17 protein-coding genes are annotated in these 25,113 nt (G+C 35.3%); 7 read left to right on the forward strand and 10 right to left on the reverse strand.

Features of this window, described 5'->3' with window-relative positions:
* Positions 1–120: 120 nt before the first annotated feature.
* Complete coding sequence (locus CRV04_RS04615; RefSeq protein WP_228126474.1) at positions 121–2,853, forward strand: cytochrome c biogenesis protein; 2,733 nt, start codon at positions 121–123, stop codon at positions 2,851–2,853.
* A 12-nt stretch (positions 2,854–2,865) separates the two neighbouring features.
* On the opposite strand, the gene CRV04_RS04620 is transcribed toward CRV04_RS04615, so the two are convergent.
* The 4 genes from CRV04_RS04620 to aceE all read right to left on the reverse strand — a co-directional run bounded on the left by CRV04_RS04620 (position 2,866) and on the right by aceE (position 10,052).
* Entirely contained in the window at positions 2,866–3,771 is a 906-nt protein-coding gene (locus CRV04_RS04620; protein WP_128995637.1) for a protoglobin domain-containing protein, read from the reverse strand.
* A 100-nt stretch (positions 3,772–3,871) separates the two neighbouring features.
* Positions 3,872–5,641 carry a dihydrolipoyl dehydrogenase gene (lpdA, locus tag CRV04_RS04625; protein WP_128995638.1) on the reverse strand — a complete coding sequence of 590 codons (1,770 nt, stop codon included), beginning with the start codon at positions 5,639–5,641 and terminating at the stop codon, positions 3,872–3,874.
* A gap of 9 nt (positions 5,642–5,650) precedes the next feature.
* Complete coding sequence (gene aceF, locus CRV04_RS04630) at positions 5,651–7,372, reverse strand: dihydrolipoyllysine-residue acetyltransferase (protein ID WP_128995639.1); 1,722 nt, start codon at positions 7,370–7,372, stop codon at positions 5,651–5,653.
* Positions 7,373–7,382: 10 nt separating this feature from the next.
* Positions 7,383–10,052, reverse strand: a complete 2,670-nt coding sequence (gene aceE / locus CRV04_RS04635) for a pyruvate dehydrogenase (acetyl-transferring), homodimeric type (RefSeq protein WP_128995640.1) — start codon at positions 10,050–10,052, stop codon at positions 7,383–7,385.
* A 441-nt stretch (positions 10,053–10,493) separates the two neighbouring features.
* Here aceE and CRV04_RS04640 point away from each other — a divergent pair, with 441 nt between their 5' ends.
* Together CRV04_RS04640 and lipA are read left to right on the forward strand one after the other, a co-directional pair.
* Positions 10,494–11,207: a lipoate--protein ligase family protein gene (locus CRV04_RS04640; protein WP_128995641.1), complete on the forward strand. Its 714-nt coding sequence runs from the start codon at positions 10,494–10,496 to the stop codon at positions 11,205–11,207.
* A gap of 1 nt (position 11,208) precedes the next feature.
* Positions 11,209–12,093 carry a lipoyl synthase gene (gene lipA, locus CRV04_RS04645; RefSeq protein ID WP_228126475.1) on the forward strand — a complete coding sequence of 295 codons (885 nt, stop codon included), beginning with the start codon at positions 11,209–11,211 and terminating at the stop codon, positions 12,091–12,093.
* A gap of 546 nt (positions 12,094–12,639) precedes the next feature.
* Here lipA and CRV04_RS04650 read toward each other — a convergent pair.
* On the reverse strand, positions 12,640–12,972 hold the full coding sequence (locus CRV04_RS04650; protein WP_128995642.1) for a hypothetical protein: 333 nt from the start codon (positions 12,970–12,972) through the stop codon (positions 12,640–12,642).
* A gap of 188 nt (positions 12,973–13,160) precedes the next feature.
* On the opposite strand from CRV04_RS04650, the gene CRV04_RS04655 reads away from it, so the two are divergent.
* Together CRV04_RS04655 and CRV04_RS04660 are read left to right on the forward strand one after the other, a co-directional pair.
* Positions 13,161–14,450, forward strand: coding sequence for a peptidase dimerization domain-containing protein (locus tag CRV04_RS04655; RefSeq protein WP_128995643.1), 1,290 nt, complete (start codon positions 13,161–13,163; stop codon positions 14,448–14,450).
* Positions 14,450–15,145: a TIGR02453 family protein gene (locus CRV04_RS04660; protein ID WP_128995644.1), complete on the forward strand. Its 696-nt coding sequence runs from the start codon at positions 14,450–14,452 to the stop codon at positions 15,143–15,145. The genes CRV04_RS04655 and CRV04_RS04660 overlap by 1 nt, the downstream gene beginning before the upstream one ends.
* Here CRV04_RS04660 and CRV04_RS04665 read toward each other — a convergent pair.
* Together CRV04_RS04665 and CRV04_RS04670 are read right to left on the reverse strand one after the other, a co-directional pair.
* Complete coding sequence (locus tag CRV04_RS04665) at positions 15,142–15,486, reverse strand: hypothetical protein (protein WP_128995645.1); 345 nt, start codon at positions 15,484–15,486, stop codon at positions 15,142–15,144. The genes CRV04_RS04660 and CRV04_RS04665 overlap by 4 nt on opposite strands.
* A gap of 68 nt (positions 15,487–15,554) precedes the next feature.
* Positions 15,555–17,564, reverse strand: coding sequence for a methyl-accepting chemotaxis protein (locus CRV04_RS04670; protein ID WP_128995646.1), 2,010 nt, complete (start codon positions 17,562–17,564; stop codon positions 15,555–15,557).
* A gap of 128 nt (positions 17,565–17,692) precedes the next feature.
* Between CRV04_RS04670 and ligA the strand changes: the two genes are divergently transcribed.
* The gene (gene ligA, locus CRV04_RS04675) at positions 17,693–19,642 is read left to right on the forward strand and encodes an NAD-dependent DNA ligase LigA (RefSeq protein ID WP_128995647.1); all 1,950 of its coding nucleotides are present in this window, start codon (positions 17,693–17,695) and stop codon (positions 19,640–19,642) included.
* Between the two features lies 1 nt (position 19,643).
* On the opposite strand, the gene CRV04_RS04680 is transcribed toward ligA, so the two are convergent.
* On the reverse strand, positions 19,644–22,556 hold the full coding sequence (locus CRV04_RS04680; RefSeq protein WP_128995648.1) for a sensor histidine kinase: 2,913 nt from the start codon (positions 22,554–22,556) through the stop codon (positions 19,644–19,646).
* A gap of 1 nt (position 22,557) precedes the next feature.
* Complete coding sequence (locus CRV04_RS04685) at positions 22,558–22,758, reverse strand: hypothetical protein (protein WP_128995649.1); 201 nt, start codon at positions 22,756–22,758, stop codon at positions 22,558–22,560.
* A gap of 191 nt (positions 22,759–22,949) precedes the next feature.
* On the opposite strand from CRV04_RS04685, the gene CRV04_RS04690 reads away from it, so the two are divergent.
* Entirely contained in the window at positions 22,950–23,423 is a 474-nt protein-coding gene (locus tag CRV04_RS04690) for an acyl-CoA thioesterase (protein WP_164969122.1), read from the forward strand.
* 11 nt (positions 23,424–23,434) lie between these two features.
* Here CRV04_RS04690 and CRV04_RS04695 read toward each other — a convergent pair whose 3' ends face one another.
* Positions 23,435–25,024: an ABC-F family ATP-binding cassette domain-containing protein gene (locus CRV04_RS04695; protein ID WP_128995651.1), complete on the reverse strand. Its 1,590-nt coding sequence runs from the start codon at positions 25,022–25,024 to the stop codon at positions 23,435–23,437.
* Positions 25,025–25,113: the final 89 nt, after the last annotated feature.

The raw sequence follows: 25,113 nt of genomic DNA on the forward strand, positions 1-25,113 counted from the left end.
ATTGGCTATACTAATGTTACTTAAGATGAGTCGGTTTTTGGACTCAAAGTGGATAATCTACACAATTACTTCACTATAAAACACTAAAATACTTCAAACATATATTTGGAAGGATAACGATTGAAAAAACTAAGTGATATACTCTTTTCATATTGGACGATGGCCTGTCTTCTTGTGCTACTAGGTGCAGGTGCCGCAGTTGCAACTTTTATTGAAAATGATTTTGGAACTTCAACCGCCCGAGTACTTGTATACAACCATTTATGGTATGAAACGGTACTGACGCTTACTGTTATAAACATGTGTGGAATCATGTACAAAATGAAAATGTGGAAGAAACCTCCAAGGTTTTTACTTCACTTTGCATTTGTAGTGATTTTAATTGGTTCAGCTATTACACGATATGTGGGGTACGAAGGTATTATTCATATTCGTGAAGGACAATCTCAAAATGAGATGATTTCGCTGGAGCCTTACTTACAAGTCACTATTGATCATAACGGTAAAATTTATTATCAAGAGTTTCAAATCGAATTCTCTGCATTGGGGAATGATTTTGATTACAATGTCGAGTTTGAGGAAAATGTATTAAACCTCAAATACAAAAATTATGTTTTTGCAAAAAAAGACAAAGCTTCAATGGGACTTCTTACTGTTGATGCAACACTTAAAGGAGAAACACAAGAGTTTAGGCTGCCTGGATTACGAGGTCAAAAAGGAATGGAACGAAGTAAAACGTATGGCGATACGATTGTCTCTATTTCATACGGTTCCAAACCATTGACGCTTCCTTTCTCTATTAAACTCAGAGATTTTCAGTTAGAGCGATACCCAGGAAGCATGTCTCCTTCGTCATATGCTTCAGAAGTAACGGTTAAAAAAGAGAATGGAAGTGAGTATGATTATCGGATTTTCATGAATAATACACTCAATGAAGGACATTTTTTATTCTTTCAAAGTTCATACGACATGGACGAAATGGGAACCATTCTTTCCGTGAATAATGACCCAGGGAAATGGCCAACTTACTTTGGTTATTTCTTATTAACTCTTGGACTGGTATGGAATTTATTTGATAAAAAGAGCCGTTTTTGGAAGCTCACAAAGTATTTAAAAGAGCAAAATCTTGCCTCTTTTTTATTGGTTGCTTTACTATTTGGTTCAATCAATGCCTATGCAAAAGATTATAGCAGCGTAGAAGAGTATATCAAAACATATAAAACAGCTTCAGTGGAGACTGCACATAAGTTCTCAAAACTTGCAGTTCAAACCTCTCAAGGACGAATGAAACCAGCTGGTTCATTAAATAAACAGATTTTAAATAAACTCAGTGGAAAAAATGAGCTGTTCGGAATGGATTATAACCAAATTGTTTTAGGTATGTTGACACGACCGGAGTATTGGCGTCATATTAAAATGATTAAAATTAAAACACCTAAACTCAAAAAACTCATTGGCATTGATGAGAGTGATAAATATATTGCTTTTTCTGATGTATTTAAAGATGGTCAATATCTTTTAATCAATGAAATCAATGAAGCCAACCGTGTTAACCCCAATCAAAGAGGAACATTTGAAAAAGATTTAATTCAAGTAGATGAGCGTCTAAATATTGCCTATTTGGTCTACAGTGGTTCACTTTTTAAAGTTTTTCCAAAATTTGAACAAGGTAATAACAAATGGTATAACCCTCTTGAAGCCATAAATGAGTTTCAAGGTGAGAATAAAACCGCTGTTGAAACCATGGTACGAGGTTTGATTAACTATGTGATTGTTGAAAATTGGGAAATGGCAGATGAGTTTATTGGTCATATTTCACAATATCAAAAGAAAGTAGGGAAAGATGTTATTCCTAGCCCTACTCAACTGGACAATGAACTTTTCTTTGATGAAATAGACATTTTTCCTAAGTTGACCATTGCTTATGTTGCTTCTGGGTTTGTTTTGTTTATCATCGCATTCGCTTCAGTGTTTAATAAAAATTTACAACACCGTGCTATCACGTACTTTTTCTTTACACTCTTAGCGCTGCTGTTTGTTGCACACACTTTTGGTATGGGATTAAGATGGTATGTTAGTGGACACGCTCCTTGGTCAGATACGTATGAATCATTGCTGTATATCTCATGGTCTGCTGTTTTTGCTGGAGTGATTTTCTTTAGAAAATCTCTTTTGGCTTTAAGTGGGGCCGTGATCATTGGCGGTGTGTTTATGTTTACGGCACATTTAAGTCATATTGATCCACAAATCACCAACTTGGTGCCTGTGCTTAAATCATATTGGCTGACCATTCACGTATCCATTTTAACAGGTTCATATGGTTTCTTAGGTCTTGGAGCCATTTTAGGCTTTATGTCCATACTGCTTTTTATTGCCAGAAGTGAAAAACGACCACATATTGATACCACCATTAAACAAATTACGACCATCAATGAAGTATCATTGATTATTGGACTTTCGGCTCTGACTATTGGTAACTTTTTAGGTGGAGTTTGGGCGAATGAGTCATGGGGACGATACTGGGGATGGGATCCAAAAGAGACATGGGCTTATGTTGCAATTGTAACATATGTTTTAGTGCTTCACTTACGATTTATTAAACAATTCAATACCGCATTTGCTTTCTCTGTGGCATCATTGTTGGCTTTTTCAACCATTTTAATGACCTATTTTGGAGTAAATTTTTATCTTTCAGGAATGCACTCATATGCAACAGGAGACCCTCTTCCAATTCCTACATGGGTTTATGTATTGACAACGTTAGTCTTTATAACGATTGCAGTTGCCTATCGAAAAAGAGACCGTAAACCAAATGAAATTTGTGCGGTACCTAAAATTGAAATACAGAGTTAAACACTCTGTATTTTAAACAATTTTCTCTTTACTTTTAGAGACAACCAATCGATAAGCAACACCTAATGCAACAATGACAATGCCGATAATCAATAGTTCACTTGTTTTCTCAGAAGATAAAGAGTAAATCAATACTTTACGTATCAAAGCGGCCATGGCCAACATTAAAAATGCTCCAATAGCAAACCCTTTTCCTCCTAAATGCTTTATCTCTTCATGAATAAGCTCAATTGCAGCCCAAAGAACCAATAAACTTCCTAATACGGTCAATATTCCTTTTTCAATACCTACATCGGAATAAAAAAGCAAATATATATCATAGATGAATAATCCAATGGCAAAAAAGGCAACCATGACCAACGCCATTGCTAAAAAGAAATTGATATAAGAGTTAAATTTTTTTAATCCAGATAGAATCATTTTTTCCAGAGAAGATAAAGATAAGAACTTACTCAGCTCCTCCTCTCTGTAAGAGCTGGTTAAAACATCCAAATTCATATCAATGATTTTTTCTACGGCTTTAATTTGATTAAGATGTTCTGTTTTAGTTGTAAAATTATCTTCAATGTTTTTTAATACAAAAGTTCGAACAAAAGTAAATGCGGAGTTTACATAGTGAGTGGGTAACCCAATACGAACATGTGTTTCACCAATTTTATACAAAGAAGCGAAGTATTGCATGTCATATTTTCCACAAAAAAGGTTTATAAACCACTCTTTGAGTTTTTCTTGATGATGTGCAATGATGGTGCTGTTTTTTAAAAATTGAGCTGTTTTTCCAAAACCCCAAATGTAGTTGTAAAACTCGTCTATAAATTCGGATGAAAGTTCTTGCATACGTGGTTGTAACGCACGCAGTATGTCCGCTTCTTTTTGTGTAAATTTGTAATTGTCTTTTAAACTTGCAGATTCATTCATAACAACTCCTTGTATGAACTTATTATACTGCGCCTAAAAAGATTTTTTTTGATTTAAAACAATAAAAGCAAGAGTATAACTCTTGCTTTTAGATTTTATATTATTTTTTCACTGCTTTTGCATTGGGTAAATCAGTGATGGTTCCATCAAAGATTTCTGCAGCCATACCAACAGACTCATGAAGTGTTGGGTGAGCATGAATGGTTAAACCAATATCTTCTGCATCACAATCCATTTCCAATGCCAATGAAATCTCTCCAAGAAGCTCACCTGCATTATCTCCAACAATTGCCCCACCAATAAGTTGATGTGTGTCTTTATCGAAAATAAGCTTTGTTAACCCTGCACCAGCAACATCTGCAGCCAAGGCTCGACCAGATGCACTCCAAGGAAAAGAAGCAACTTCATAGTTAATACCTGCTTCTTTAGCTTCAATTTCACTCATACCTGCTGTTGCAATTTCTGGGAACGTATATGCAATTCCTGGAATTTGTTTTGGTTCAAAGAAGACTTTATGTCCAGCAATTACTTCAGCTGCTACATGTCCTTCATGTACTGCTTTGTGTGCCAACATTGGTCCACCAATGATATCACCAATGGCATAGATGTGAGAAACTTTTGTTCTCATTTGCTTATCTACACTGATAAATCCATAATCATCCACTTCAACACCTGTGTTTTCTAAACCAATTTTTAACCCATTTGGTGTTCGCCCCATTGCAACAAGTACAGCATCATACATTTGAGGTTCAGCAGGAGCATTATCCCCTTTGAACTCAATATAGATACCCTCTTCTTTTGGGATAATTGCTTGAGTTTGCGTTTTAAACATAAAATTGAATCGTTCTTCGTTTGCTTTGGTATAGACTTTAACGATGTCTTTATCGGTACCTGTCATTACCTGAGGGCCACGAACAACAACATCTACTTGACTTCCAAGCTTTTGATATACTGTACCCATTTCAAGCCCAATGATACCTCCACCCATTACAAGCAGTCGTTTTGGAACTTCTTTTACTTCCAATGCATTGGTTGAATCCCAAATTCTTGGGTCATCATGTGGAATAAACGACATTTTAGAACTTTGAGACCCTGCTGCAATAATACAAGAGTCAAATGTAATTTTAGTTTGTTCCCCCTCTTTATCCGTATGATTTACAATCACAGAGTGCTCATCAATGAATTGTGCATTTCCTTGAATGACGGTTACTTTTCTCATTTTAGCCATGGCTTTTAGTCCATCGGTGAGTTTTTTAACTACGCCACTTTTATAGGCTGCTACACCTTTGATATCCACTTCTGGTTTACCAAACTTCACTCCAGCGTGTTCAATGTGTTCTGCTTCTTCAATGACTTTTGCAACGTGCAACAGTGCTTTTGAAGGAATACAACCTACATTGAGACAAACCCCACCTAAAGTTGGGTGTCGTTCAACTAAAATCGTATCTAAACCTAAATCTGCACATCGAAATGCTGCAGAGTATCCACCCGGACCTGCACCAATGACAAGCACTTGTCCTTTAACCTCTTTCGCACTCTCATTCACTTCTACTTTTTCAGATGAAGCTGAAGCTTTGGGTGCTTCTGCAGAAGCAGCTACGGCTTCTTTTGGCGCTTCACTTACTGCATCTTGTACTTCAACTTTGACAATTAAATCACCAGAGTTTACTTTTGCTCCTACTTCTACAAGAATCTCTTTAACGATTCCTGCGTGAGTAGAAGGTACATCCATTGAAGCTTTTTCAGTCTCTAAAGTTACTAAGCCGTCTTCAACTTCTATTGTATCACCAACGTTCACCATAATATCAATCAGGTCAACGTCTTTGTCATCTCCTAAATCAGGAATAACAATATCTACTAATGTACTCATTCCTGCTCCTTAAAGATTTAATAATCGAATGTCGCTTAACAGTTTCGACAGTGTCGTAGTAAATCGTGCACCATCTGCACCATCAATTACTTTGTGGTCATACGACAGAGACAGCGGTAAAGATAATCTTGGTTCAAATGTTTCACCGTTCCATTTTGGTTTCATTTCTGATTTAGAAAGACCCAGAATGGCAACTTCAGGTGCATTAATGATTGGTGTAAAGTATGTTCCACCAATTCCACCTAAGCTAGAGATTGTGAAACAAGCTCCTTGCATATCAGAAGATTTCAACTTACCGTCTCGTGCTTTTTGTGAAAGTTCTGCTAACTCTAAAGCAATATCTTTAAACCCTTTTTTATCTGCATCACGAATAACTGGAACCACCAATCCGTTTGGAGTATCCACGGCAACACCAATATGGAAGTACTTTTTCATAATCAATGTTTGACCATCTGTACTTAATGAAGCGTTAAATTTAGGGTGAATTGCCAATGCTTTTGCAACGGCTTTAACCACAAATACCAATGGTGAAAGTTTAAATCCATCTGCGATAGCATTTTGAGCTTTTCTGAACTCTTCCATTTCGGTAATATCTGCTTCATCAAACTGCGTTACGTGTGGCATTGCCAACCAGTTTCTGTGCAAACTTGGACCAGAGATTTTTTGAATTCTGCTTAACTCAACAGACTCAATATCTCCAAATTGGCTGAAGTCAATCTCTTTGGCTTCTGGCAAGTTAAATCCAAGACCAGCTCCTCCAGCAGCAGTTGCAGGTTTATTGAGTTGCTCTTTTACATACGCTTTAATATCATCTTTTAAGATTCTATTTTTTCGTCCTGTACCTTTTACAAATCCTAAATCCACACCAAACTCACGTGCCAGTTTTCGAACTGATGGAGAAGCATATACTTTACTTGCTTTTTTACTTAATACACTAGATTCACCTGAATCTACCGAAGTTGCAACAGCAGCTTGCAGTGTGGCAGGTGCTTTTGAAGGTTCCTCTTTTTTTGTTTCAACTGGTTGAGCAGTAGGCGTTGGAACTTTGTTTTCCATGACTACGGTTTTAACCATTTTTGCAATCAAATCTCCTGAGTTAACCTTCATTCCCGCTTCAACAAAGAGTTCGATGACCTCTCCAGCAAATGGTGCAGGAACATCCATAGAGGCTTTTTCAGTCTCTAATGTAATCAAACCGTTTTCTGCTTCAACCACGTCACCAACACTGACCATGACATCAATTAAATCAACATCTTTATCATCACCTAAATCAGGAACATGCACCTCTTCTACCACTGAACAAATGGTTTGCTCATTTACAAATTGGCATGAAACTTCAGCATTCGCTGCTGATACTGCTTCAAGCTCTGCTTTAGCTGCAGCTAAATCTGGAGTTGATGAACTGCTAGGTGTTGCTACCGCAGCTGCAGGAGCCGGCGTATCTTTAGCAATAGGAGCTTCTTCTTTAGTCTCTTTCGATGAAGCATCATCAGCTACTTCGATTTTGGCAATCAAATCACCAGAATTGACCTTCATTCCAGTCTCAACCAAAATCTCTTTAACCACACCTGAATGAGTTGTTGGAACATCCATAGAAGCTTTTTCAGTCTCTAATGTAATCAGACCGTCTTCAACTTCTACTGTGTCACCCACACTGACCATGACATCAATTAAATCAACGTCTTTGTCATCACCTAAATCAGGAATAAAAACATCTACAATAGTACTCATCATTTACTCCTTACGCTTTTACTGGGTTGATTTTAGTTGTATCAATATTGTATTTTTTAATTGCTTCAGTTACAACAGATTTCTTTACTTTACCTGCTTTTGCAAGTTGTGCTAATGTTGTAAATACAATAAAGTTTGTATCCACTTCAAAGAAGTTTCTTAAGTTTGCTCTTGAATCACTTCGTCCAAATCCATCAGTTCCAAGTGCTTTGAAGCTACCTTTTACAAACGGTACAAGTTGTTCAGAGTATGACTTCATGTAGTCTGTTGCAGATACAATAATATTTTCATCATCATTTCCTAACACTTGGTCTACATATGGCACTTCATCTCCATCAATGCTTAAGAGGTTATTTCTCTCTACATCTTGTGCTTGTCGAGTTAACTCATTGTATGAAGTCACAGAGTAAATATCTGAAGCAATACCGTACTCTTCAGCTAAGATATCAGCAGCTGCTAACACTTGTTGGAAGATTGAACCAGAACCTAAAAGTTTAACTTTATAGTTGTTTTTCGCTTTTTTAGAATCAAATTTATAGATACCTTTAATGATTCCCTCTTCTACGCCTTCAGGCATTGCAGGTTGTTTGTAGTTTTCGTTCAGTGTTGTAAGATAGAAGAATACATCCTCTTGCGCTTCACCGTACATTCTTTCAATACCGTTCAGTGTAATAACCGCAACCTCATAACCAAATGTTGGATCATACGTTACACAGTTTGGAATTGTGTTTGCAATGATGTGGGAGTGTCCATCTTCGTGTTGTAATCCTTCACCATTCAGTGTTGTTCGTCCAGATGTACCACCAACTAAGAAACCTCTTGCTTTTTGGTCACCTGCTGCCCAACACATATCACCTGTTCTTTGGAATCCAAACATTGAGTAGAATACATAAAATGGAATCATAGGGCAGTTATTAACAGAATAAGAAGTAGCTGCAGCTGTCCAAGAACCCATTGCACCTAACTCATTAATACCTTCTTGAAGTACTTGTCCTTTTTTATCCTCTTTATAGTAAGCCACTTGGTCTTTATCTTGTGGGATATATTTTTGACCTTCAGATGAGTAGATACCTACTTGTCTGAACATCCCTTCCATACCAAATGTTCGTGCTTCATCAGGAACGATTGGAACAATTCTTTTACCAATTTTCTTATCTTTAATTAATACATTAATAACTCTTACAAAAGCCATTGTTGTAGAAATTTCTCGATCACCCGAACCTTTTAATACTGCATCAAATGCACTTAAAGCAGGTAATTCAAGTTTCTCTGTAAACTTCTCTCGTCTTTGTGGTACTGCTCCACCAAGTGCTGTTCGTCTGTCTTTCATGTATTGCATTTCAGGTGAATCTTCCGCTGGTCTGAAGTACGAGAATTTTTCTATCTCTTCATCAGAAATTGGAATATTAAATCTGTCTCTGAATTGTCTTAATGAAGCCATATCAACTTTCTTAACACCGTGAGCAATATTTTTACCCTCAGCTGCTTCACCCATACCGTAACCTTTTACAGTTTTAGCTAAAATTACTGTTGGTTTATCTTTTGTCTCTTGCGCTTTTTTAAATGCGGCATAGACTTTTACTGGGTCGTGACCACCACGGTTGAGTTTCCAGATATCATCATCGCTCATGTTTTCAACCATTTTAGCTGTTTCTGGGTGTTTATTAAAGAAGTGCTCTCGTGTATACGCTCCACCTTTTTGTTTAAAGTTTTGGTATTCACCATCCACAGTCTCTTCCATAAGTTGAAGAAGTTTTCCGTCTTTATCTTTTTCTAATAATGGATCCCATTGTCGTCCCCAGATTACTTTGGTTACTTCCCAACCTGCACCTCTGAACTGTCCTTCTAATTCTTGGATAATTTTTCCATTACCTCGTACAGGTCCATCAAGACGTTGTAAGTTACAGTTAATAACAAATACTAAGTTATCCAAACCTTCTCGTCCTGCAAGTCCAATTGCACCTAAAGATTCAGGTTCGTCACACTCACCATCACCCATGAAACAGTATACTTTTTGATTACTGCAATCTTTAATGCCTCTATCAGTTAGGTATTTTAAAAAACGCGCTTGATAGATTGCTTGAATTGGTCCAAGTCCCATCGATACTGTTGGGAATTGCCAATAATCAGGCATGAGTTTTGGGTGTGGGTACGAAGAGAGACCTTTTCCATGCGTCTCTTGTCTGAAGTTATCCATTTGCTCTTCAGAAATTCGTCCTTCAACGAAACTTCTGGCATAAATACCTGGAGCAATATGTCCTTGGAAGAATACTAAATCTCCTCCATCGTTATCATTTGGTGCTTTAAAAAAGTGATTAAAACATACATCATAAAGTGTTGCAGATGATTGGAATGACGAGATATGTCCTCCAAGTTCTAAACCTTTTTTTGATGCTCTTTGCACCATAATTTGTGCATTCCATCTTACAATTGATCGGATTTTTCTCTCTAAATCTCTGTTGCCTGGCATAGCAGGTTCTTGATCAACTGGGATTGTGTTTACATACGCAGTTGTAGCGCTGTAAGGTAAATACGCACCACTTCTTCTGGCTTTATCGATGAGCTTTTCTAAAATGTAGTGAGCTCGTTCACTCCCCTCCTCTTCGATGAGTGCTTCTAATGCCTCTATCCATTCTTGCGTTTCAGATGGATCAACATCTTCTAAATTCAAAATAGACATCTATGTTCCCTTTCATTGTAATTTTGGTTAATACTTAAATTAGTTTTAACTTGTTGAATTAAAATAATACTCTAATAAACTTATTCCACTGTTACTGTTTTAGACTAACAATTTACCATAAGGAAATTCAATTTTTCAGATAAATTGAACTTATCTCACATAATAAAATTGAAAAATTTATATAAAAAAATTAAATTTCATTTAAGAAATAGTATTTTTATATATCCTAATTATGATAATTAAGTTCAATTATCACAAAAAATGTACGTTTTATGTACCTTTTTTCACATATTGTTCATATATATAAATCTTTTCTTAAAGAAATAAACTACTCTTTACAATATTAGGATTATCTTTCAATAATCGTTATAATTGACCATAAAAATCAAACCTGATTTTAATATTAAATTATAATTGTATATAACAAAACAAAGAGAAGTCATGAAAAAAGGGATGAAGTTACGATTTATAAGAACAGAAGCGTTGGATGCTGCACAAAATATGGCAGTTGATAAAGCATTGGCTCTGACTTATAAAAAAGATCATCTACCTATTTTTCGACTCTATACTTGGCAACCATCATTTACGATCGGTGTATCGCAAATATTAGATGATTATAACACAAAATTTGAAGAATTCAAAAACAATAGCGCCAAACGTATGACCGGTGGAGGTGTTTTATTTCATGGACATGACGTCTCATACAGCTTGGTCTTACCCAGTGAAGAATTTAAAAATTTAAGTGTTAAAGAGAGCTACGAGCAAATTTGTTCTTTTCTTTTGACTTTTTATGCATCGCTTGGTTTGAATGCACACTATGCAAAAGACTTAGAGGGAATCAATTTGAGTAAAAGTGAGTTTTGTCAAGTAGGATTTGAGGCTTATGATATAATAATAAATGGTGTTAAAATAGGTGGAAATGCACAAAAGCGTACAAAAAATATGATTTTTCAACACGGTTCAGTGCCACTGTTTACATCAAAAGTAGATCAAAAAATTGGACACTCTTTACAAGATATTGATGTAAATATTGATTTTGAAACCTGTATAGACAAACTGAAAGATGCTTTTGAAAAAACATTTGAGTGTGAGCTTATTGATGATGAGCTTAACGACGAAGAAGAACAATATTTAAATGATATTTTAAAGGACTGATATGACAATGACGACAACTAAAAAAGTTAATTTTAAAAAGCCAGAATGGTTACGTAAACGAATCACGCCAGCAGCACAAATAGAGATGGAAACACTTTTAAAAGATGTGGGTGGTTTGCATACGATTTGTCAAGAAGCAAAATGCCCTAATATCAGTGAGTGTTTTGCCAATAAAAATGCCACATTTTTAATCTTAGGAAACATCTGTACCAGACGTTGCACGTACTGTAATGTGCATACAGGACTTCCTACGGAAGTTGATTTAAGTGAAATAGAGAAGGTAACGACTTCAGTCAAACATTTAGGACTAAAATTTGTAGTTATCACAAGTCCAGCACGAGATGATTTAAAAGATGGTGGAGCAGAACAGTTTTACCGTGTAACACAAGCGATTTTAAAAGAATCACCTGATACGCAAGTGGAGATTTTAATCCCTGATTTTAAAGCCAAAGAGGAGTCACTTCAACGCGTGGTGGATTCAGGGGCAGTCATTATTGGGCACAACATCGAAACCGTACCAAGTCTGTATAAAATACGAAAAAATGCTTCGTATGAGCGTTCACTGCAAGTGCTTAAACGACTCAAAGAACTAGGTGGAGATAAAATCAAAACCAAAAGTGCTTTAATGGTAGGACTTGGTGAAACACAAGAAGAGATGGTTCAAGTCTTTCAAGACCTTTTAGATGTAGGCTGTAAGTTCTTAAGTATAGGGCAATATTTAGCACCATCAGGCGATTATGAGAAAGTAAAAGAGTTTGTAACCCCTGAACAGTTTGCTTTATATAAAAGAACTGCTTTAGACATGGGATTTGAGTTTGTACACAGTACGCCTTATGCTAGAAGTTCATATATGGCACATGAGTATTTAGCGGGTCAAGAGAAGTAAGTATATAAACTTCTTTTGAAGAACTTTTTATATAATTATTATTCATAACACATGCCAAAGCCTTGCTTTGGAATCTCTCTTGTGCCTCCGTTCGGAGGTCACGCTTTGCTACTTTTCTCAACGCGAGAATAAGTAGCGCAAAAGCGCTGTTTTTAGGCATTGACATACCACAACAAATTTCCAAACCAAATAAACATACGGGTAACTAAGCTTCTTTTTCTTAACTGCCCAAGTAGCTATCGCCCAAACATTTTTGTCAATAGTAAACTTAGATGACTTCATAGAGTAACGTATGGAAGAAAAAACTCAATCCCTGTAAGAGCGCAAATGTGGAAAATATTTTATGGGAAAAGTCGAGGACTGTTTGAGGAGAAAAAAGTGCTCAACGCACTTTATTTGACGAGTTCCGCAGACGAATAAAATATTTTTTGATTTGAAGGTATTTGCTTTAGCAAACTCTGAAGCCGTTGAGGAGGTTCTTTCTCAAAGAGAGTGCAAGCACAAGCTAACTTTCTTTACGGAGAAAGAAAGTAGAGCGAAAAGCTTTTAGCTTATCAATAAAGGTAAGAGTTCTCTTAAAAGCTCAATAAAAAGTACTAAATAATACCCTCTCTGCATTTTTATACTTTTGTATCTATCAAAAGCATCTTCAGTCAAATAAAATAAATTTGGATCACTAAAATAACTATCAAAGTTTTTAATGTAGTTATTTGTTTCTAATTGTTCAATCTGTAAATTGCACTCATTAACAGTTAATATTTTTCCTAATAATTTTTCTAAATCATTTTTAGAAATTTCTAGTCGACTTTTATTATAGCTCTCAAGTTCATTAATATTTAAATAATCACCAATTTTAATTAATACTTTATCTTGTCGCATCTTGCCTCCTTATAGTTGAAAAATTATACCATATTTTAAACCAATATGCTACTTTTTGTAACACTAATAAATAGATATGTGTATTTTTACCATTTATTTTATAAAGATAATGTAAAAGAAAACAGTAAAAATATTTTTGAAATAAAACTATTTTAGATATAATCAACCATTAAATTTGAAGGATTTATATGCAAGAAGTACTGAACCTATTTAAAACAATCACAGCTATTCCACGATGTTCAAAAGAGTATCAACCCTTTATAGAGTTTATAAAATCATTTGCCAATGAACATGGATATGAGTGTATGGTTGATAGTGTCAATAATATCTTATGTAAAAAAGCTAACTCCCAAGCCAAACTGTGTATTCAAAACCACTATGACATTGTCTGTTTAAGCGATGGATGTGTACCACAAATCATTGAAGAAGATGGTTTTTATAAAGCCAAAGACTCAACTTTAGGTGCAGACAATGGTATGGGGTGTTCATATATGCTTCGACTCATGCAGTTAGGGTATGATTGCGAGTTTTTATTTACGAGTGATGAAGAGATTGGGCTTATTGGAGCCAATGGCATTGAGTTTGAACTGCAAGCCACACAGATGCTTAATATTGACAGTGAGAGCGAAGGTGAGATTTGTATCGGCTGTGCAGGGGGTGTGGATATTTTTGCATCAACTTCAAATAAAAGCATTGTTGCCAACACTGAAAACCTTGATTTATACGAAATTGAACTGACCAACCTTCCTGGAGGTCACAGTGGAGTCAATATACACCAAGAAATCCCTAATGCCATTAAACTTATGGCAAAAGCGATTAAAGAGTGTAACGCAAAGCTTTTAGATATCAATGGAGGTGAGCGAATAAACTCAATTCCAGCGAATGTTAAAGCCATCATTGCAAGTAATACTGCTCCACAAGCCACACATGAAAATATAACCATCAACAAAGTCAAAGATCCAAGTGAACACTTCAGTGTTTATGATGATGCCGTTATTAATTTTATCTACTCTTTTGCACACGGTGTACGAGGATTTGATAAAGAGTTAAATGTGGTGCTTACTTCTATTAATTTAGCTAAAGTGCATACAGGGATTGATGAACTCTCGCTTGAACTGAGTGCGCGTTCTATGGATAATGATGAGCTTAAACGTATTAAAGATGAAACAGTATGTATGTTGGAGTCATTTGGCTTTACAACACGAACCAGCGGAAAATACCCAGCCTGGAAACCAGATATCAATGACTTTACCAATAAAGTTTTGGAAATCTATAAAAAACACTCTCCTGAAGCCTCACTTGAAGCCATTCATGCAGGTTTAGAGTGCGCACTATTTAAAGATAAGTTTCCTAACATTAAAGTAGCTTCTATAGGTCCAAACATCTTTAACCCTCACTCAAAAGCAGAAAAAGTAGAGCTTCAATCCGTAGAAAATCTTTATAAAATAATATTGGACATTGTAAAGGAGGTTGCGTAGTGTCTTTTGTTGGTTTTAACCCACAAGCGTTAGCGTTCTTAGATGAGATAAAACAAAACAACAATAAAGTCTGGTTTGAAAACAACCGTCATCGTTGGGAAGAGCTGATACTCAAACCCAATAAAGCCTATGTAGAAGAGATGGGGGAGCACCTGATTGCTTTAGCTCCTTTTATTAAAGCGTTGCCCAAAGTATCAGGATCACTCTTTCGCATCTACCGTGATACTCGTTTCTCTCATGATAAAACTCCCATTAAGACTAAGATTGGAATACTTTTCTGGCAAGGAGCAAGCCATCGAATGCAAAGTGCCAGCTTTTATATGCACTACACTTCAAGTGAAGTCTTTCTTGCAACTGGGATTCGTACCTTTAAGCCACCTTTACTTAAAAAGTATCGCTCATATATACAAAATGAAAAACATGCCAAAGCACTGCATGATATTTTACAGAAGTATGAAAAAGCTGGGATTAAAATAAATGAACCACACTATAAACGATTTCCACAAGGATTTAATGAAGAACAACCTTATGCTTATTTAAGTAAGTTTAATGCTTTGTATACACAAATGAGTTATAAGCCCAATAAAACGTTTTTCAGTGAAAAAGCCATTGATAAACATTTTGAGTTTTATGAAGCAAGTTTAGAGCTTTTTGAATGGTTGTATGAATTAACACTTTATAACCCTAAAGATTAGTCTTGTTCTTTTGCTCGATTGATTTCTGAGACGTATTTGTAGACCATAAAGTCATACATCGTTGTGCCACTGTTTCTTGAAAAGAAAGAGAGCATCTCTAAAATACGAAAACTCATTCTAAAAAATGCTGTAAAAGGAATCAGGTAGGTTGCTAAGGTTTCATATCGTCGATTAGGATAGTAAGAGTCAAACTCCTCTTTTAAACGTTGGAGTTGTTCATTCTCTTCTTCCAACTCTTCTGGATCTTTTGAACGAATAACTCGAATTGCTAAAAGCATATTGACCACAAACATAAATGCGTTTAAGTTCCAACCAAAAATAAAAATATCAAAATAGCTCATATACTCTCCCAAAAAAGTATTATAACCAAACTATCCCCGTATAAAAGTTTAAAACTTTTATACAAAGATTAAAAATTTTCCCATTCATCAGGATTATCATCTTGTTTGATATTTTCAGTGTTTGTTTTTTCTTCATTTATTTTAGATTCTTTTTTGTGCTCTTTTGTAACGTCTTGTATGTGTTCAGATTTTCCTTCAAACTCTTTTGAGTCGGTGTTACTTAAAATATCTTTGGCGATATGCAGAGTTTTTTGTGCTATATCATTTGCAACTCTGGCCACTGCAGCATTCTCTTGAGTTTGTTTATCCAAGTTGTTAATGGCATCATTAATTTGTTGTACACCCGTTTTTTGCTCTTTAGAAGATACGGCTATATCCGAAATCAAGCTGATGGTTTGGTTGATGTCATTATTCAAATGCACATAACCTTTAATCATCTCATCTGAGACCATTTTACCTTCATTGGCTTTTATATTGGCATCTTCAACCAAACTTTTAATCTCTTTAGCAGCTTCCGCACTTCTGCTTGCAAGGTTTCGAACCTCTTGTGCAACAACAGCAAACCCTTTTCCTGCTTCACCTGCAGTGGCTGCTTCAACGGCGGCATTAAGAGAGAGGATATTGGTTTGAAAGGCGATTTGATCAATCACATTAATCGCTTCATTGATTGCGGTGACCTTTTCATTGATTTCATCCATTGAACTTGCGGTTTTTGTTGCCAACTCTTCCCCTTTATTGGCGGATTGAGTTACGCTGTTGGCAATATTTGACATCTGTGTAATGTTCTCTGTTGAAGAGACAATATTGCTTGTCACCTCTTCAAGCGCAGCTGCTGTCTCTTCAAGTCGTGCAGCCGTTTCATTGGAAGATTGATTCAAGGTTTTTACATTGCTTAAAAGAGTAGTGGCTGAGTGATCTAATGAAAGACCATTTTGTCTGCTTTCAAAAAGCATCGTATTGATGGCATCTCTTAACTTATTAATGTCACTGATTAAAAGCTCAAATACTCCTCCTTTTTCAATCCCTTTTACAACTACTTTTCGTCTATAGTTATAATTTGCATACTCTTCTAATGTTTCATTGATGGTCACAAAATGTTGTTTTGTGGCACCAATCATTTCATTAATACCTTGCTTAAGTGTATTGAGTGTTTCATTGGTCGTAGGTGTTTCAATAGTCTGGCTGTACCAACCATGTTTCACGCGACCAATAATAATTGAAGCTTCATCAATAAGTTTTTGTTCTTCTAAAAGATTGGTTTCAATTTTTTTGACATTTGCATTGAGCATATCAGCCATTTGACCAAATTCGTCTTTTGATTTAATAATGATTGGATCAATATGTTGACTCTTTTTATCCAAAAATTCAAAAAAGGAGATCAAACCCAATTTAAATCTCTCTAAAGAGAGTGAGATATTTTTTGTTAACACTGTTAAGTATCCCATAATTAAAATCAGTACAAGAAGCGATTCTAAAAAGATAAAGTAAATCAAGTTATCCATTTGATTATGGTACATCTGCGTTCGTTTTATTAAACCCTTCTCTTTCATTTGTATGATCTTTTTAAAGGCTTCTTGACTGTTTTTTTCCAAAAGCAGTGCCTTAATACGGTAATTGGTATAAGCCTCATTGAGTAATTCTTGGTTTAACTGCATTTGATCTAAACTTTTAACGCTTTGTAAACCAAAATCAATATACGCCAGTGTTTTCTCTTTAGACGTTTGTACTGCTTTTATTTTCTTATCTTCATTGGGCGTGTTTTTAACACTTAATAAAAGTTGTGAAAATCCTTCGACAACTCTGCTTTTACTTGCCTCAATGTGTTTAATATTTTCATCAACAATATCACCTAAAAAAATACTCTGAATAGAGCGACTGATTGCATTGATTTCATTGGTAATTTCTAAAACTAAAAATTTTCCTTCAACGGCTTTTTTTGAGTAAATGTCAAAATTTTTATCTGCATCTGAAGCCAAATAGTACTTCATTATACCTACACATAAGACTACAGTAAAAACAACTGCACCAAAAATCTTCATCTTTTGAGCAATTGAAAAACCTTGTTTCGCCATTCCCATTTATCGTCCTTAATCAAAAAAGTAACGAAAATGTATCATAAATAATACTAATAATTACTTAAGGGCATTAAAAAAGACTAAGTAGAATTATTATACTATTTCAAGTAAAAACCACCGTAAGAGAAATCATGACAAAACTTGAATATGATCAAAAAGTAGAAAAGCTTATTTTATGGGCACATGCCTACTATGTGCAAGATAATCCAATTGCTACTGATGAGGAGTACGATAAACTCAATCGTGAAGTATTGGCGTATGAACAAAACAATCCACAAGATGCTCATCCTAATTCACCAACTAAACGTGTGGGAGGTTTCGTTTTGGAAGGATTTCAAAAAGCCAATCATCTTTCACGTATGTGGTCACAAGAGGATATTTTTAATACCCAAGAGCTTATTGATTGGATCAATCGAGCCAAAAAAGTCAATGAGAACTTAGAGTATTACTGTGAACCAAAATTTGATGGGGCGAGTATGAATCTTATCTATGAACATGGGGTACTAAAACAGGCCATTACACGAGGAGATGGAAGTGTAGGAGAAGATGTTACGAATAACGTTAAAACCATGCACTCTGTCCCTTTACAAATCAAGGAGCAATCCCTCATTGAAATTCGTGGAGAAGTGGTCATTCGTAAAAGCGATTTTGAAAAAATCAATGCTCAACGCTTGAAAAATGGAGAGCAACTTTTTGCCAATCCAAGAAATGCAGCTTCTGGAAGTCTGCGTCAACTGGACCCAAGTATCACGGCTCAGAGAAAACTCTTTTTTAATGTATGGGGTATAGGACAAAACTCATTGGAGTTTAAAACCAATTCTCAAAGTATGGAATATATCTACTCTTTAGGCTTTGTAAAACCCCCATTACAACGCGTTTGCCACAATGTACAAGAGATAGAGGAACTCTATCATCAAATCATCGATTCACGAGATGTCATTCCGATGATGCTTGATGGAATGGTGATAAAAATCAATGACTTAGAGACCCAAGATGAACTGGGTTTTACAGTGAAGTATCCTAAATGGTCATGCGCCTATAAATTTCCAGCGGTGGAGAAAAGTACCAGAGTAAAAGATATTATTCTGCAAGTAGGACGAACGGGTGTTATTACACCTGTTGCAGTCGTTGAACCCACGCATATTGATGGCTCCACGGTTGAAAGAGCCACGCTTCATAACTTTGATGAGATTGCACGTTTAGATTTACGACTGAATGACGAAGTGATTATCATTAAAAGTGGAGATATTATCCCTAAAATCACTAAGGTCTTTACCGACCGACGAGATGGAACACAAATAGAGGTACAACGTCCTACTTCTTGCCCTAAATGCCAAAGTGAACTTTTGGATGAAGGAACTCTTATTAAGTGTCAAAACCTTGATTGTGAGGCCAGAGTGGTGAACTCTATTATCTATTTTGCCTCTAAAAACTGCATGAATATTGATGGTTTGGGAAATAAAATTGTAGAGTTGTTGGTCAATGAAAAAATCATTTTTGATATATTGGATTTATATTCATTGAGCTATGAAAAACTCAAAAACCTTGAAGGGTTTAAAGAGAAAAAAATCAATAACCTTTTAAATGCCATTGACAATACCAAAGGAAGTGAACTTCATCGTATCATCAATGCTTTGGGCATTGAACACATCGGTGAAGTGGCTTCTAAACAAATCTGCTTAGAGTTTGGGTTAGATGTTGTTAACGTCAATTACGAACAACTCGTTGCACTGGATGGTATTGGGGAGCAAATGGCGAACTCTTTTTGTGAATTCATGAGAGTTAACCATGAGTTGGTCAATAAACTCATTGAAATCATTCACCCTAAAGTTGAAGAGAAAGTAGAAGTCAGCGAGAATGCTTTTAAAGGTAAAACGGTGGTACTTACTGGAACCATGAGTGTCAGCCGAGGTGTGATTAAAAAGAACTTAGAAGTATTGGGGGCAAAAGTTTCGTCAAGTGTTTCTAAAAAAACCGATTATGTTATCTATGGTGAAGAAGCAGGAAGTAAATACGATAAAGCGGTCGAACTTGGTGTACAAACACTCACAGAAGATGAGATGAATGCACTTTTAGATTAACTTATAAAGGCAGTGTCATTGTAAACGTGACACCCTCTCCTTCACTGCTTTCACACACAATTACTCCACCCAGTTTTTTTGTAACCAAATTATAGATGATATTTAACCCTAAACCGCTTCCACCACCTTCTCGATTGGTTGTAAAAAATGGCTCATAAATCTTTTTAAGATTTTCAGTTGGTATACCTTTACCTGTATCTTTGTAAATAATTTGAATGGCATCACCCACTTTATTCACATCAATTTGTATGCTTCCTTCATCCTCTTTTTTAAAACCATGAATCAATGAGTTCATAATAAGATTCGTCAAAATTTGTGAAATATCTCCTGGATAACTTGATATGCTCAACTCTTTTGGACAATGTACAAGCACATCAATTTTCGTCTGTTTGAGTTTATTGTGTAGACTTAAAACCACTTCATTGATGTATTGATTGAGTTTGATTTCACGCTTCTCTTCCACACTTTGATCCACTGCCACTTGTTTAAAACTTTTGACCAAATGTGCTGTTTTTTCTAAGTTCAAACGAATGGTTTTGGCCAGTTTATATGAAGTATCAATATATGCATTAAACTCATCTTCGCCTAAATCACCATTTTCATAATCTTTTTTAAGTTTTTTAGTAATATCACTAAAATGCGTAATACCCGTTAAACTTAATCCTACTGGGGTATTAATCTCATGCGCCACTCCAGCAACCAATCCTCCAAGACTTGCCAGTTTCTCTGTTTCAATTAAGTGTTCTTGCGTTTGTTCGAGTTTCTCCATGGATTGTTGCAACTCTTGGGTTCTCTCTTTGACTTTTTTCTCTAAGTTTTCATTTAAATAACGAATCTCTGCCTCTGCTTTTCTTCTGGCTTCAATCTCTTTATCTCTTTGTGCAATTTTCTCTTGCAGTTGAATAGAGTGTTTAAGCAATATTTTTTCTTTTTCGACATAGAAGTTAATTTTTTCATTAAACTCTTTGGGGGTCACTTTCATTTTAGAGAGAATATCAGCATACGTTTTAGAGAGCTCTTTTGATTCAGAGTGTTTAAAGGCATAACTTTTTTCCATAATACTGTGTGCACTTGCAGCACCTACTGTACCAGAAAGATAACGTTCTACTTGTCCATGCAGACGTGCAAGTTCAATAATGTTTAAAGAGGTTTTATCTGTAAAGCCCAACTCTTTTAGAATGTCGTTAAGGACTTCTATGGTTTTTTCCTCTTTATAATAAGCATTGAGTACTCTTTTATAGGTTTCAATTTTTTTACTTAAATTAATATGACTTTTAAGCTCTTCAGAGACCTCAAACTGCTCTTTAAAGTCTAAAATATCTATAAAATCATCCGATACTTTTCTCTCTTCTTGAGTTTTGTGTGTAAAAATAGATACAAAAACAAACAATGAAATATTAAAAAACATACTCCAAAACAGAGAGTGCGTGAGCATATCATAACCACCCAAGCCAAACAATTGTTGTGGTCGTAACAATCCCACTCCTAAAAGACCCTCTTTTAGGATATCTGTACTGATCCAATTGGTATTGACAAATTGAGGTATGATTAAAGTAAAGAACCACACCAAAAATCCTGCAAGCATCCCACTCATAGCGCCACGTTTATTGGCACCTTTCCAGAAAAGCCCACCCAATAATGCAGGCACAAATTGTAAAATGGCAGCAAAAGAGATAAGCCCTACATCAACAAGCAAATAACTCTTTGTTACAAAAATATAAAACAGATAACCTGCAAACACAAACACAGCAACAATAATCCATCGAAGCAACAAAATCCTTTTCTTTAAAAAAGAGAATCCTTCATATGATTCTATAAGAGGCAATAATAAGTAGTTGCTTATCATAATTGACATCGTCATGGATGTAATCATAATCATACTTGTAGAAGCAGAAAATCCTCCTAAAAAGGCAATCAGTGTAATGATTTCACTGTTTTGAGAGATAGGCAATGTTAAAACATAAAAATCTATGAGTGTTTGTGATTCATTAGAAAGCACACCACCTAAAGCTATTGGCATGGTAAAAAAAGTAATCAATAAAAGATACAGAGGTAAAATCCACATTGCTTTATAAACATGTTGTTCATTGGAATTTTCTACAACACTCACGTGAAATTGACGTGGTAAAAACATGACAGCAAACATGGAGAGAATTAAAATTGATATCCAATTCGAGTAGGAAGCAACATTGTTGTTGACCGAACTGTAAACACCTGCTGCTTTTGCTTTGTCAAAAATATCATTGAGCCCATCAAACATATAATAGGTCACAAATAGCCCAACAATAATAATAGCCAAGAGTTTAATAACTCCTTCAATAGCAACCATGATCATCATTCCTTGGTGCCGTTCAGTGGGATCAAGCTTTCGTAAACCAAAAATAATGGTAAAAATAATCATTAACGAAACAATTAAAAACCCTACAGAATCACTCGTTAAAAATTGGTCACTTTCAGAAGGATGATAATTGTCAATGGTTAAAATATTGATGGATGTTACCAGTGATTTTAACTGAATCGAGATATAAGGAACTGTACCTATAAGTGCTGCAATACTTACTACAGCACCCACCATCCGTGATTTGTCATAACGCGCTGAAATCAAATCGGCAATAGAGGTGATTTTATAGAGATTTTTTATGCGCACCATTTTTTTAAGTATCACAGGCCATAAAAATATCATTAATGTAGGCCCTAAATAAACAGCTAGAAATGCAAAACCACTGTTTAAAGCTTTCCCTACTCCACCATAGTAGGTCCAAGCCGTACAATAAATTGTCAATGAAAGTGCATATATCCAAACCGAAGAAGCAATTCTATTTTGAGTGTCTTGCTTTTTAATAAAATAAGCACTCAATGATAAAAGCAACATGTATGATAAAAAGAAAGCAACCAATATGTATATACTGAACATGTTACTCTCCTTTGTTGTTGTAATCTCTTAACGCCAATGCATTGCTTACAAAATACAAAACAACAATCACAACAAACCAAAAACCAAATAGAAGAACAAAGCTCTCTTTTAAATCAATGCTTTTAACCAAAGGAATAATATAGAAGTTTAACAAAGAAAAGAAGAAAATGAGAAGCATAAATAAGAATGATATTTTTTTCATGTCTTGGCCTTTACGGTGAACTTTTTAACCAATTATCTACACTTGTAGTTTACTATATTATTAATTATATTTATAATAAGTAACACTATGAAACATTAAAAAATAATTTATGCAATATTAAGCTTCATTTTATTGAGTTGTCAATAATATTATTAAAGTAATATTAAGAAAAAGGGAAAAAGACGATGATAATGCCTCAACGATCAAAAGATTTAACAATGACTCTTCTTATGACTCCTGACAAAGCAAACTTCTCAGGAGCCAATGTTCATGGGGGAGAAATTCTTAAGATGTTAGACCATGTAGCGTATGCTTGTGCTGCTCGTTATACAGGACACTATGCTGTAACACTTTCAGTAGATATGGTTCTTTTTAAGCACCCTATTAAAGTTGGGTCGTTGGTTACCTTTTATGCGTCTGTAAACTATACGGGAAGAACATCAATGGAGATTGGTATTAAAGTTATCTCTGAAGACATCAAAGAGAAAACAAGAAAGCATACCAATGTATGTTATTTTACCATGATTGCAGTTGATGAAAATGGCAAACCAACTCCTGTTCCAAAACTGGAGATTGAAACAGAGGATGATAAAAGAAGATACAACGATGCAATTCGAAGAAAAGAATCGAGACTGCACGCGAGAAATCTTAATCACATCAAATAATCAAAAGCTGTTTATACAGCTTTTGACTCTAAATACTCTTCATAGGTCCCTTTGAAGTCCACAATTGAACCATCTTTTTGAATTTCCATGATTCTATTGGCATACGCATCCAATAACTCACGGTCATGCGATACACAAATTACTGAACCTGGATACTCTAATAATCCTTCACCCAATGCAATAATTGCTTCAAGGTCTAAGTGGTTGGTTGGTTCATCTAAAACCATAAAGTTTGGTTGTTCTAACATGATTTTAGAGAGCATCATTCGGTGTTTTTCACCCCCAGAACAAGACGATACTTTTTTCTCTTGCTCTTGACCGTTAAACAACATTCGTCCTAAACAGTTTCGAATCTCAGAGATATCGGCATCTTTATCAAAGTTTCGCAACCAATCATAAAGTGTTACTTCCCCTTTGATTGTCTCTGTTGTATTTTGTGGGAAATATCCATTTTGAATCGTTGCACCCCAGTGAACTTCACCAGAATCTGGCTTGATGTTTCCAACAAGGATTTCGCACAGTGTTGTTTTACCAATACCATTTGGGCCAATTAAAGCAATCTTATCATCTTTTTCTACAGTGAATGAGATGTTATTTAATACCGTCTCACCATCATACGATTTACAAATATCTTTTACGTTCAAAAGCTCTTTTCCTACTTCTCTTTTTTGTCTGAAGATAATAGATGGATCTCGTCTGCTTGAGATTTGAATAGCACCCACATCAAGTTTATCAAGTTGTTTTTGTCTTGAAGTTGCTTGTTTTGCTTTAGAAGCATTCGCACTGAATCGAGCAATAAACTTTTCAAGCTCTTCTTTCTCTTTAAGTTTTTTGTTCATATCAGCAGCATTTTGTTTTGCAATCAAGGTTGAAGCAATATACCAATCATCATAGTTACCTGTAAACTCTCTGATTTGTTTGTAGTCTACGTCTAAGATGTTTGTACACACAGCATTTAAGAAGTGTCTGTCGTGTGAGATTACTACCATCGTACCATCGTGGTGTTGAAGTTGGTTCTCTAACCAACCAATGGTTTCGATATCCAAGTTGTTCGTAGGCTCATCCAAGAATAAGATGTCTGGTTTTGGGAACAGTACTTGTGCCAATAAAACTTTGAATTTATCACCACCCGTGATGGTGCTCATAAGCTCTTGTTGCTCAGCAGCTGGGAACCCCAAATCTTCTAAAATTTTTGTAATTTTTACATCGTATTCATACGTTGGATCTTCTTCTACACAGATAATCTCAAGTTCACCTAAACGTTCACCAATCTCATCTGTATACTCTTCCATGTAGAGTTTTTCTTTCTCTTTAATCGCATCATAAAGTCGTCTGTTTCCTAAAAGAACAGCATCAAAAATAGTGTACTCTTCATAAGCAAATTGGTTTTGACTTAATGTACCTACTTTTTTACCGTTTTGAATTTGAATTTCACCCTCTGTGGCATCTTCAATACCTGAAAGGATTTTTAAAAATGTTGTCTTACCTGCTCCATTGGCTCCAATAAGTCCATATCTCTTTCCTGCATCTAATTTTAAATTGATATCTTGAAATAGAACTCTTGGACCAAAAGCTTTTTTTAAATTAACAGTTTGAACCATATATACTCTCTTTGATTTTGTAATTTAACGCGATTTTATCGTAAAAAAGATAATAAAGCGCTATAGTATTTCTTATAGGTATATCAAAG

Origin of the sequence: Candidatus Marinarcus aquaticus (assembly GCF_004116335.1) — a bacterium.
GTDB lineage: Bacteria > Campylobacterota > Campylobacteria > Campylobacterales > Arcobacteraceae > Marinarcus > Marinarcus aquaticus.